This window comes from Nocardia sp. NPDC055053 (assembly GCF_053608285.1).
In genome coordinates, this window is record NZ_JBSGVD010000073.1 from 1 (window position 1) to 11253 (window position 11253).

The 11253-nt window shown below is 69.3% G+C and carries 12 protein-coding genes; 5 read left to right on the forward strand and 7 right to left on the reverse strand.

Features of this window, described 5'->3' with window-relative positions; genetic code table 11:
• The first annotated feature begins 230 nt into the window (after nt 1–230).
• The gene (locus ACWF82_RS33980) at nt 231–1328 is read left to right on the forward strand and encodes an adenosine deaminase (RefSeq protein WP_452507663.1); all 1098 of its coding nucleotides are present in this window, start codon (nt 231–233) and stop codon (nt 1326–1328) included.
• A 52-nt stretch (nt 1329–1380) separates the two neighbouring features.
• Here the strand turns inward: ACWF82_RS33980 and ACWF82_RS33985 are convergent, their stop codons facing one another.
• Genes ACWF82_RS33985 through ACWF82_RS34005 form a run of 5 tightly spaced genes read right to left on the reverse strand, consistent with a single transcriptional unit; the run spans nt 1381 to nt 4799 of the window.
• Nucleotides 1381–2622, reverse strand: a complete 1242-nt coding sequence (locus ACWF82_RS33985) for a primosomal protein (RefSeq protein WP_452507664.1) — start codon at nt 2620–2622, stop codon at nt 1381–1383.
• 20 nt (nt 2623–2642) lie between these two features.
• The gene (locus tag ACWF82_RS33990) at nt 2643–2996 is read right to left on the reverse strand and encodes a YbaB/EbfC family nucleoid-associated protein (protein ID WP_452507665.1); all 354 of its coding nucleotides are present in this window, start codon (nt 2994–2996) and stop codon (nt 2643–2645) included.
• Nucleotides 2993–3346, reverse strand: a complete 354-nt coding sequence (locus ACWF82_RS33995; RefSeq protein ID WP_452507666.1) for a hypothetical protein — start codon at nt 3344–3346, stop codon at nt 2993–2995. The genes ACWF82_RS33990 and ACWF82_RS33995 overlap by 4 nt, the downstream gene beginning before the upstream one ends.
• Nucleotides 3343–4473: a C40 family peptidase gene (locus tag ACWF82_RS34000; protein ID WP_452507667.1), complete on the reverse strand. Its 1131-nt coding sequence runs from the start codon at nt 4471–4473 to the stop codon at nt 3343–3345. The genes ACWF82_RS33995 and ACWF82_RS34000 overlap by 4 nt, the downstream gene beginning before the upstream one ends.
• On the reverse strand, nt 4470–4799 hold the full coding sequence (locus ACWF82_RS34005) for a type VII secretion target (protein ID WP_452507668.1): 330 nt from the start codon (nt 4797–4799) through the stop codon (nt 4470–4472). Before ACWF82_RS34005 ends, ACWF82_RS34000 begins: the two co-directional genes overlap by 4 nt.
• Nucleotides 4800–4945: 146 nt before the next feature.
• Here ACWF82_RS34005 and upp point away from each other — a divergent pair, with 146 nt between their 5' ends.
• The gene (gene upp, locus ACWF82_RS34010) at nt 4946–5569 is read left to right on the forward strand and encodes a uracil phosphoribosyltransferase (protein WP_452507669.1); all 624 of its coding nucleotides are present in this window, start codon (nt 4946–4948) and stop codon (nt 5567–5569) included.
• Between the two features lie 4 nt (nt 5570–5573).
• Here the strand turns inward: upp and ACWF82_RS34015 are convergent, their stop codons facing one another.
• Both ACWF82_RS34015 and ACWF82_RS34020 read right to left on the reverse strand, forming a co-directional pair.
• Nucleotides 5574–7076 (reverse strand): phospho-sugar mutase, encoded by a 1503-nt coding sequence (locus ACWF82_RS34015; RefSeq protein WP_452507670.1) that lies wholly within the window; start codon nt 7074–7076, stop codon nt 5574–5576.
• Nucleotides 7077–7856 (reverse strand): purine-nucleoside phosphorylase, encoded by a 780-nt coding sequence (locus ACWF82_RS34020; protein ID WP_452507671.1) that lies wholly within the window; start codon nt 7854–7856, stop codon nt 7077–7079.
• Between the two features lie 94 nt (nt 7857–7950).
• On the opposite strand from ACWF82_RS34020, the gene ACWF82_RS34025 reads away from it, so the two are divergent.
• The 3 genes from ACWF82_RS34025 (at nt 7951) to ACWF82_RS34035 (ending at nt 11194) form a co-directional block, all read left to right on the forward strand.
• Nucleotides 7951–8652, forward strand: coding sequence for an enoyl-CoA hydratase-related protein (locus ACWF82_RS34025; RefSeq protein ID WP_452507672.1), 702 nt, complete (start codon nt 7951–7953; stop codon nt 8650–8652).
• 47 nt (nt 8653–8699) lie between these two features.
• Nucleotides 8700–9902 carry a M20 family metallopeptidase gene (locus ACWF82_RS34030; RefSeq protein ID WP_452507673.1) on the forward strand — a complete coding sequence of 401 codons (1203 nt, stop codon included), beginning with the start codon at nt 8700–8702 and terminating at the stop codon, nt 9900–9902.
• Between the two features lie 125 nt (nt 9903–10027).
• Nucleotides 10028–11194 (forward strand): M20 family metallopeptidase, encoded by a 1167-nt coding sequence (locus ACWF82_RS34035; RefSeq protein ID WP_452507674.1) that lies wholly within the window; start codon nt 10028–10030, stop codon nt 11192–11194.
• Nucleotides 11195–11253 lie beyond the last annotated feature (59 nt).

Consider the following 11253-nt stretch of genomic DNA (forward strand, 5'->3'; position numbering starts at 1 on the left):
GCCTCTCATCGGCGGGACGGCCGCGAACCGGCCGCTGCGCGGCCGGACCCTCCTCGAGGTCGGGTCGTGCGGGGCTGGGAGTGCGGTCATGGCGGTCTTAAGTCGTGGTGGTCGCATCGTGTGCACTGCGGGTGGCCCGTTCTAGTCCGTTGTGGGTCGGGTAATCAACGAGATGGTTGCCACGCGGGAAGTTCGCTGCCGGGATCGGCGAGTGCGGCTACCGTTCTTACATGACTGGACCGGCGCCCCTTGACCTTGCTTCGATCCGACGCGCACCGAAGGCTTTGCTGCACGATCACCTCGATGGTGGTCTGCGGCCCGCGACGGTGCTAGAGCTCGCCGCGGACTGCGGCTACGACGAATTGCCCGCCGACGACGCCGAGAGTTTGGGGGCGTGGTTCCGTGACGCCGCCGACAGCGGATCGCTCGAGCGGTATCTGGAAACCTTCGACCACACGGTCGCCGTGATGCAGACACCGGAGGGGCTGCGGCGGGTGGCGCGCGAGTGCGCGATCGACCTCGCCGCCGACGGTGTTGTCTATGCCGAGGTGCGGTTCGCGCCCGAGCAGCACCTGGAGAAGGGGCTGACCCTCGACGAGGTCGTCGAGCACACCCTGGAGGGGTTCCGTGAGGGTGAGGCGATCGCCGCGGAACAGGGCAACATCATCCGGGTGACGTGTCTGCTCACGGCGATGCGGCACGCGGCCAGGTCGAGGGAGATCGCCGAGCTGACGGTGCGGTTCCGGGATCGTGGCGTCGGCGGCTTCGACATCGCGGGCGCCGAGGCGGGTTTCCCGCCCACCCGGCACCTCGACGCCTTCGAATATCTGCGAGCCAACCACGCGCACTTCACGATTCACGCGGGCGAGGCGTTCGGCCTGCCCTCCATCCACGAGGCGCTCGCGTTCTGCGGCTGTGATCGGCTCGGCCACGGCGTTCGCATCACCGACGACATCACCGTGCCCGGCAACATCGAGGACGCTCAGCTCGGCCTGGTCGCCAACTATGTGCGCGACATGCGGGTTCCGCTGGAACTGTGTCCGTCGTCGAATGTGCAGACCGGCGCCGTGCCCTCGCTGGACAAGCATCCGTTCGACCTGCTCGCCCGCCTGCGTTTCCGGGTCACCGTCAACACCGACAACCGGCTGATGAGCGACACCAGCATGAGCGAGGAGATGCTCAAACTGGTCGACACCTTCGGCTACGGCTGGAGCGATCTGGAGCGCTTCACCATCAATGCCATGAAGTCGGCATTCATCCCGTTCCCCGACCGGCTCAAGACCATCGACGAGGTGATCAAACCGGGGTACGCGGTTCTGCTCGGTTGAAAACGAGAACAGGGGCGGCGCCGGATCGGCGCCGCCCCTGTTCCTTCGAGCTCTATTCCTGGGTGAGTCTCGCCTCGAACGTGCGCTGCAGGTCACGGAACTGCTGTGCCTCGGCGGCGAACGGCGGGTTCGGCGCCATCCGGTTCGGGTCGGGGTTGAGCAGGTAGGAGATGTACCAGCCGAGCGGGGTCGACGGTGCCAGCGCCTGTTCCACGCTGTCGTCGTCGGCGTAGTCGGCGGCGTCGCTGAACAGTTCGACGGCCAGGTCGAGCTGTTCGACGTCGACCGCTTCCGGGCCCTCGGCCAGATCGTCGACCAGACCGGTGAGCACGTAGACGTTCTCGTCGGTCACCTCGACCTCGAGCGAACCGTCGACCGCCGCGGTCTGCACCTCGGCGAAGGTGGAGACGCGGGCGAGCTCGTGCTCGTGATCGTCGGCCAGGTAGCGGGCCAGCGCGCGCTCCGAACCGAACACGGTGATGGTGCGGCCGTTGCCGAGGAAGATCGGTTCGTCGTCGAGGTAGCAGCGCAGGGTGTACTGCTCGCCGTCGGAGGTGACGATCTTGACCGGGTCGATGCCGACCTCGTGCCAGAACGACTCGTCCTCGTCTTCGTCGTCCTCGGCGTCGAGGTCGACGTTCTCGAACTCCTCGTCCTCCTCGGCGACGTCGTCGGCGTCGACCACGTTCTCCTCGGCGGCCAGCAGCTCGGCCTCGGCGACAGCGACCGCGGCCGCGTCGACCTCGGGCGTGCTGACGACGCTGTCGATCGCGTCGAGCACGTCGTCCCAGCCCTTGACGATCGCGGCGCCGACCTGATCCCACAGCTCCTCGCCGTCGCGGCCTGCGAACGTGTTCGCCCCGCTGACCAGCGCGCCGAGCACCGGGTTGGACCCGAAGAACTTGGTCACCACATCGAGCTCGCACACCTCGCCGATGTTGCGCACCATCGCCAGGGTGTCCTCGAGCTCGCCGACGACATCGACGTCCGGATCGCCCGCGGCGAGCTCGGGCACGGCGACCAGATCGAAGCTGAAGTTCTCCTCCGGCTCCAATTCCGCGGCCGAGAGCCCGGCGATGATCGCCCAGGCGGGGTGGTCGACGAGGTCGTTGTCGGTGTTGGTGCGGATGAACGCCGCCAGCTCCGCAACGGACTCGAAACCGTAGAGGTCGTCCTCGTGACCGAGGAACGCCTCCCACTCGTCGTCACCGTCGCGCCAGCGCGGTGCCCACAGGGTGACGAGATCGCCATCGGTCAGACCGAGCTCGATCGGGACGATGTCTCCAGAAGCCATGACGCGAAGCCTATCGACCTTCAGCGCCGGGCACTATCCGGCCCGGGTGCTAATTGCTCAGACCCCTGCGGCGCGGGCCCGGTGAGCGATTCGTTCAGTGTCGCAATGATGTTGGAACGTGCCGTACCGGCGCTCTCGGTGGCCTGTTTGCACGCCGTCAGGATCAGCTGCGCTGCCTCGGTGGGCGCCAGCGCGGTGATCCCCTCGTCCAGGGACAACGCGACAAGGGCGCCGTCGCTGTTCACCTCGGCGGTGACCAGTCCGTCCTCGGTGGTGAATCGCCCGTTGACCTGCTTCAACCCGTACAGCGCCGCCTCCAGCGCCTCGAGCTTGCCGGTGACACCGGCGACCAGGGCATCCATTTCCGCACTCACAGTGGCCTCATCCAACTCGTCTGACCGGTGTCGGCGTCGTCGATGCGATCGAGCTCGTCGACCGCCTGGCGCCGGGTGGGCAGGTTCATCCGGTCGAGCAGCTCGTCCGGGATCTGCGCCTGTTCGCTGTAGATCTCGCGCAGGCGGGCCGCGGCCGCGATGGTCGAGCGCCGGGTCAGGCGCAGGATCTCATCGGCGAGCGCCTGCGCACCGTACTGGTATTCGCTGCGCTCGAACTTGATCGCGATCGGCAGGCCCATGCTGGTCGCGCGGACCGAGATCGTGCCCGACCGGTTGCTGCTGACCGCGGACTCCACATTGGGAACCTCGGGGATCGGCGTGCCGGTCATGCGGTGGGCCTGTAGAAGCCGTAGAACTCCATGCCAATGTTCTCCGTTCGGATGTCACTGATCGAGACCGGGTCGCCTGCCTCGACGAGCTGCCCGTTGCCGACCACCATGGCGACGTGACCGTCCCACACGGCCAGATCGCCAGGCTGCAGGTCACCGGGGGATACCTGAGGATGTCCGATGTGCTGTTCCTGCGCGAGCCGGGGCAGCTCGACCCCGGCCTCGCCATAGGCGTACTTGGTGAGCCCGCTGCAGTCGATGCCGGAGCCCGGGGTGTTGCCACCCCACACGTACGGGGTGCCGACCGCGCTGATCGCTGAGCGGACCGCGGTCGCGGCCTCCTCGTTGGGCGCCTCGACGGTGCTGCCGTCGGGCAGGGTGATCTTGACGCCGGTTCCGTCGGATCCCGTCGACGATCCGGACGACGACCCCGTCGAGGTCTTGCCGCCGTTGTTGTTGGTGCCGCTGGTCGCCGACTTCGAGCCGCTCGACGTGCTGCTCAGTGCGCTCGACAAGCCGGAGGAGACGGCGCTGAGCACCGAACCGCCGGTTCCGGACAGCAGGCTGGAGGCCGACGACGCGAGGCTGGTCGCGCCCGAGGACACGCTCGCCAGCGAGGTGCTCGACGGGGCTGGGGTGAGTTCCTGGATCGACGCGGTCTGGGTGCTCAGCTCGTCTTGCACCCGGCTGACGACGCCGAGGCCCTGACCGATGTGGTCGATCGCCGAACTCACCACGGCGGCCAGACCCACAGGGGTGCCGAGGGTGGGACTGAGCGCGGACACATCGCTGAGGAAGGAGTTCACGACGGCGTCGAGGTCCTTCTGCCCGGTCTCCACGTAGGCCGCGGCCTGATCGAGCACCGTCGCCATCTCGTTGCCCGTATCGGACAGGGAGGCCGATGAGGTCTGCACGCGCAGCGCCTTGGAGGTGGCCGCGTCGACCGCCATGCCGTCCCACGCGGTGTTCACGTTGTTGATGGCGTTGCGGCCGAGATCGTAGATCTGGTCGAGATTGGTCGAGGTCGAGCGCAGGCCGTCGGACGCGCCGCCGGTGCCGAGCACGCCGGTGCCGAAGCTGGACAGCAGGTCGAGGAGCGGTTGGGCCAATCCGCTGACGTCGATCATGCCTCGACACCCATGTCGCCGGCGGCCGAAGTGAGCGGGGCCGCGTTGTTCTGGTCGGTGTCGACGAGGGTGGTGGCCGCGCTCGCGGTGGCCACGCCCATGCTCGCCATGACCGCCGACAGCTGGCCGATCGCGGCCACATGGCCCGCGTGCGCCGCCGCGTAGGCGGTGACGAAATCGCCGCCGATCAAGCCCATGATCGGACCGAGGAGAGTGGGATCGGAGGCGACCGAACCAGCTGCCGCCGTTGCCAAGTCGGTGGCCATGACCTCGGCGGTCGCGCTATAGGCGACGATACCTTCGGCATCGGCCGACATCTTTCGCATCGAACTTCCCCCAATCCTCGAGTTCCCGGGCAGAGTATGTCACTCACTTGCTTCGACGCACCGGGGCCGCATTCGGTTCCAACGACCGCAAAAAATTATCCCCAGCGGTCGTACCCCGGAGCGCTTGGCGACCCTATCGTTTTTTCATGCGCACCGACACTGTCGACCATCCGCTCGCCGCGACCCTGCTGAGCATCATGCGGGACGTCCGCACCGACAACGCCGCCTTCCGCACCGCATTGCGCGACCTCACCGGCATTCTCATGTACGAGGCGCTCCGTGACGCGCCGGTGGTGCGGGAAGCGATCGACACGCCGGTGGCGGTCACCGAGGGCGTCCGCCTCGCCGCCCCGCCGCTGCTCGTTCCGGTGCTGCGCGCCGGCCTCGGCATGGTCTACGCCGCCGCCGAACTCGTGCCCCAGGCCAGAGTCGGCTTCGTCGGCATCGCCCGCGACGAGGAAACCCACCAGCCCGTGCCCTACCTGGAATCGCTGCCCGCCGACCTGACCGGCCTGCCCGTCTTCGTGCTCGACCCGATGCTCGCCACCGGCGGCTCGATGCGCTACACCCTCGAACTCCTGGTCGCCCGCGGCGCCACCGACATCACTGCGGTCTGCGTCGTCGCCGCCCCCGAAGGCGTTGCCGCCCTGGCGGACTCGGGCCTGCCGGTCCGCCTGGTCACCGCCACCATCGACGAGAAACTCAACGAGTACGCCTACATCGTCCCCGGCCTCGGCGACGCGGGCGACCGCCAGTTCGGCCCGCGCTGAATTCTCAGCGGTCGCCGAGGGACCGGCAGTAGGCGGCCAGCTCGGCGAGCCGGTGGGTGGCGGTGGTCCGTGCCTGCGGGAGGGCGGTGGTGTCGGGGACCGGGGCGAAGACCTCCAGGTAGCACTTGAGTTTCGGTTCGGTGCCCGACGGGCGGACGACGATGCGGAAATCGTCGGCGTCGAAGATCAAGGCGTCGGTGCGCATGCGGCCGCGGACCTGGGCCTGGTCGGTGAATTTCACCGGGGTGCCCGCGATTTCGCTGGGCGGGTTCGCGCGCAGGGTGGCGGCGAGGGTGCTCGCGGCGGCCTGATCGGGGAGGCGCAGGGATACCTGGTCGCCCGCGTGCAGGCCGAATTCGACCGCGTAGGAATCGAGTTCGGATTGCAAGGTGCGGCCGTCGGCCTTCAGCAGTGCGACGAGGTCGGCGGCCGAGACCGCGGCGGAGATGCCGTCCTTGTCGCGGACGGTGGCCGGGTCGACGCAGTGGCCGATGGCTTCCTCGTAGGCGTAGACGAGGCCTTCGCCCGCCCTGGCCAGCCATTTGAAGCCGGTGAGGGTTTCGGCGTAGCGGGCCGACCGCGCCGGTGCCAGCTTCGAGAGCAGGCGCGAGGAGACGATGGTGGTGGCGACCAGGGGGTCTGCGGTGGCGGTGCTGAGGACGTAATCGGCCAGCAGGACACCGGTTTCGTCGCCGCGCAGCATGCGCCAGCCGTGCGGGCCGGGGATGCCGACGGCGCAGCGGTCGGCATCAGGGTCGAGTGCGATCGCGAGATCGGCGTCGACGCGGTCGGCGAGCGCCAGCAGCAGGTCGGCCGCGCCGGGTTCCTCGGGGTTCGGGAACGCGACGGTGGGGAAGTCGGGGTCGGGGGCGAACTGCTCGTCGACGACGTGCACGTCGGTGAATCCGGCCGCGGCCAGCGCCCGCACCGCGAGCTCGCCACCGACACCGTGCAGCGGGGTCAGCGCGATTCGCACCGGGGCCCGCTCGCCCTCGCCGCCGAGGATGCCGGGCAGCTCGGCGACCCGCGCGAGGTAGCGGTCGACCAGTTCCGCGCCGGAGGGGGAAACAGATTCCCGCGCAACAGGTTCGACGACCGCGTCGATGCACTGCTCGATCTCGGTGTCGGCGGGCGCGATGAGCTGAGAGCCGCCGTCGAGGTACACCTTGTAGCCGTTGTCGGCGGGCGGATTGTGCGAGGCGGTGATCTGCACCCCCGCCACCGCGCCCAGCTGACGGACGGCGAAGGCCACCACCGGCGTCGGCACCGGCTCGGGCAGCAGCGTCACCGGAAAGCCTGCCGCCGTGAAGATCTCGGCGGTCGCGGCGGCGAACTCGGCCGACCCATGCCTGGCGTCGCGCCCGACGACGACCGCACCGCCGCCGAGGCACCGCTCGCGCAGCCAGGCCGCCACACCGGCCGTCGCCCGCGACACCGTTGTCACATTCATGCCGTCCGGGCCGTCGCGCAGCGGTCCGCGCAGGCCCGCTGTCCCGAAGCGCAGCATCTACACGCGCTCCAGGATCCCGCGCAGCAGCTTGCCGAGGCGAGGCGCGGCGGCCTGGCCCTCGGCGAGCACCTCCGCGTGCGACAGATGCTGACCGGTGACGCCTGCCGCCAGATTGGTGACCAGCGAGATGCCGAGCACCCTTGCCCCGCGCGAGCGCGCCTCGATCGCCTCGAGCACCGTCGACATGCCGACCAGATCGGCGCCGATCGTGGCCAGCATGCGGATCTCGGCCGGTGTCTCGTACTGCGGACCGGTCAGGCCCGCGTAGACACCCTCGGTCAAGCTGGGGTCGATCTCCCTGGCCAGGGTGCGCAGTTCCGGGTCCCAGGCGTTGACCAGGTCGACGAATCGGGCGCCTTCCAGCGGCGTGCGGGCGGTGAGATTGAGGTGGTCGGCGATGAGCACCGGCTCGCCGACCTGCAGACCGGGCCTGATCCCGCCCGCGGCATTGGTGAGCAGCACGATCTCGGCGCCCGCCGCGATCGCCGCCGTCACCGGGTGCACCACCTGCTGGGGCGTGTAGCCCTCGTACAGATGCTGACGACCCATCAGCAGCAGGACGTTGTTGTCGTTCACCGACACCGAATGGACCATCCCGCCGTGGCCCTGCGCGCTGGGTTTACCGAAGCCGGGTAACTCCGGCATGGCGATCGAGGCATGCGGCGCGCCGATCTCGGCCGCTGCCTCCTGCCACCCCGATCCCAGCACAACGGCCACGCGATGACGCGGCACTCCCGTACGTTCGGCGATCGCCTGAGCGGCCTGTTCGGCAAGCATGGCGCAAGTGTATGACCGCGGTCGCGCCCGCGTCGGGTCCGCGGTTACTACCCGCGAGTAGGTGACGCTGCCAGCTGCGGTTATTCTTCCCCGCATGCCGTATTTGGAGCGCTCCGGTGATGTGTTCGTCCTCTACCTCGGGAACGAGGGTGAGACCGACAACGAGAACCGTTTCTCACTGGGCTGGATCGATGCCTTCCACGCCGCACTCGACGAGGTCGAGGCGTCCGAGGGCGCTGCCGCCCTGGTCACCGTCGCGACCGGCAAGTTCTACAGCAACGGCCTCGACACCGACTGGGTGTTCGGCAACCTCGACAAGATCCACGGTTACCTGGACCGCGTGCACACCCTGTACACCCGGCTGCTGACCTTCCCGATGCCGACGGTCGCCGCCGTCAACGGCCACGCGTTCGGCGCTGGCGCGATGCTGGCCTCCTCGCACGACTTCCGGGTGATGCGCGGTGACCGCGGCTTCTGGTCGCTGCCCGAGGTGCACCTCGGCATGCCCTTCACCATCGGCATGAACGGCCTGCTGAAGGGTCGTCTCGGCAACCAGGTGTGCGTGCAGGCCATGACCACCGGCCACCGCTTCGGCGCCGACGAGGCCATCGCCGCCGGCATCGCCGACGCCAAGGCCGACGCCGACGAGGTGCTGCCCGCCGCCATCGCGCGCGCCGCCGCCCTGACGAGCCTGCGCAAGCCGATCACCCCGGTCATCAAGACCGCGCTGCACGCCGAGACCCTCGCCGCGCTGGCCACCCCCGTCACCCCGGAGAACCTCGCCTTCGGCAACTGACCGCTCGCCGGTGCGCCGGTGACACCCCGGAATGCAAGACTGGGGGTATGGCACTCTCGCGCACCGGCGAATCCTCGGCCACCGCGTCCGATGCCGCGATCGACGCGGCGTCGGCGGAGCTGATCGCCCTCTCGCACGCGATCCACGCCGAACCTGAGCTCGCGTTCGCCGAGACGCGCAGCGTCGCCAAGATCCTCGCGCCGCTGGCCGAGCGTGGTTTCGGCATCACCCCCGGCATCGCGGGCCTGCCGACGGCGTTTCGCGCCGTCTACGGCAGCGGCCCGCTGACCGTCGGTATCTGCGCCGAATACGACGCCCTGCCCGAGATCGGGCACGCCTGCGGGCACAACATCATCGCCGCGTCCGCGGTCGGCGCCGCCATCGGACTCGCCGAAGTCGCCGATGAGCTGGGTCTGACCGTCGTCGTCCTCGGCACGCCCGCGGAGGAGAGTGGCGGCGGCAAGGTGCTCATGCTCGACGCCGGCGCCTTCGACGACCTCGCGATGGCGATGATGGTCCACCCCGGCCCCGCCGACATCGTCGGCGCCCGCTCGCTGGCACTTGCCGATGTGTCGATCGTCTTCCACGGCCGCGAGGCCCACGCCAGCGCCGCGCCCGAGCTCGGCCGCAACGCGGGCGACGCGGTGACTCTGACCCAGGTTGCCGTCGGCTTGCTACGGCAGCATTTACGCCCTGGCCAGCAACTCCACGGTATAGTCGCTGACGGTGGCGTAGCCCCCAACATCGTGCCCGGACGGGCGGAGTTGCTGTACTACCTCCGCGCGGCCGATTCCGCGTCACTCGACGACCTGATGCGACGAGCGAAAGCGTGTTTCGAGGCGGGCGCCCTGGCAACCGGCTGCACCCACGACATACGGACGCTCGCGCCCACCTATACCGAGCTCACCCCCGATCCGGTTCTTTCGGCTGTCTACCGCGCGCAGATCACCGGATTGGGCAGGGTGCCGATCGCACCCGAGCTCGAGGTGCTGCGGCCGCTCGGGAGCACCGACATGGGAAACGTCACCAATGTGATCCCCGGTATCCACCCGGTGATCGGCATCGATGCCGGTGGCGCGGTGACCCATCAGCCGGACTTCGCCGCGGCCGCGGTGAACGCCTCGGCGGATCGGGCGGTACTCGACGGCGCGCTGGCGCTGGCGCGTACCGCTGTCGCGATAGCACGCGATGAAGTACACAGAGACAGGTTGTTGCAACGGCTGGTCGACCGACAGGAGGACATTCGGTGAGCATTTCCGGCTATTCGGGCACCGCGCGCGCAGGCGCCGAGGCGCTATCGGTGGGCGTGGGCGCCCACTCGATGATGCGTGAGAACGCGGCGTGTCCGACCATGCCGGACGCCGGACGAATCGACATGTCAGGAACCGAGATCGTCGACGCATGGCTGGCCGAGCACACGGCCGACCTCGTGCAATGGCGCAGGCACATCCACGCAAACCCCGAACTGTCGCGCGCGGAGTTCGCCACCACCGAGTTCGTCACGGGCTGGCTGAGCAAGGCCGGGCTGACCTGGCAGGTGATGCCCGGTGGCACCGGGCTGACCTGCGACCTCGGCCCGTCCGACGGTCCGCGGATCGCGCTGCGCGCCGATATGGACGCGCTGCCGATGCAGGAGTTCACCGGGCTGAGCTTCGCCTCGACCGTGCCTGGCGTCTCGCACGCCTGCGGGCACGACGCGCACACCACGGTGCTGCTCGGCGCCGGGCTCGCGCTCGCCGAGGCGCAGGACACGCTGCCGGTCGGCGTGCGGCTGGTGTTCCAGCCCGCCGAGGAGGTGATGCCGGGCGGTGCGATCGACGTCGTCGCCGCCGGCGCGATGCAGGGTGTCGACCGGATCTTCGCGCTGCACTGCGATCCGCGGCTCGAGGTCGGCAAGGTCGGGCTGCGGACCGGCGCGATCACCTCGGCCGCCGACACCGTCGAGCTGGTGCTCGACTCGCCGGGCGGGCACACCTCGCGCCCGCACCTGACCAGCGATCTGGTCTACGCGATCGGCACCGTGATCACCGGGCTGCCCGGTCTGCTGAGCCGCCGGGTCGATCCGCGCACCAGCACCGTGATGGTGTGGGGCGCGGTGAGCGCGGGCAAGGCGCCCAACGCCATCCCGCAGACCGGCATGCTCACCGGCACCGTTCGCACCGGCGACCACGCCACCTGGCTGCTGCTGGAACCCCTGGTCCGCGAGATCGTCGACGGCCTGCTCGCCCCGACCGGCGTGCGCTACCAGCTCAACTACAAGCGCGGCGTCCCGCCGGTGGTCAACGAGCCGACCTCGACCCTGATGTTCGAGAACGCCGTCCTGGCGATGGGCCCCGACGCGCTGGCCGACACGCCGCAGTCCGGCGGCGGCGAGGACTTCTCCTGGTACCTGGAGGAAGTCCCGGGCGCCATGGGCCGCCTCGGCGTCTGGTCCGGAACCGGCGACCAACTCGACCTGCACCAGCCCACGTTCGACATCGACGAACGCGCACTGGCAGTGGGCGTCCGCACCCTGACGAACATCATTCTCCAGGCGAAGTAGCACAGAAGAACATGGGTAACTCACCGGGAACGGGCTAACCCACCCACCTCATGACCGCC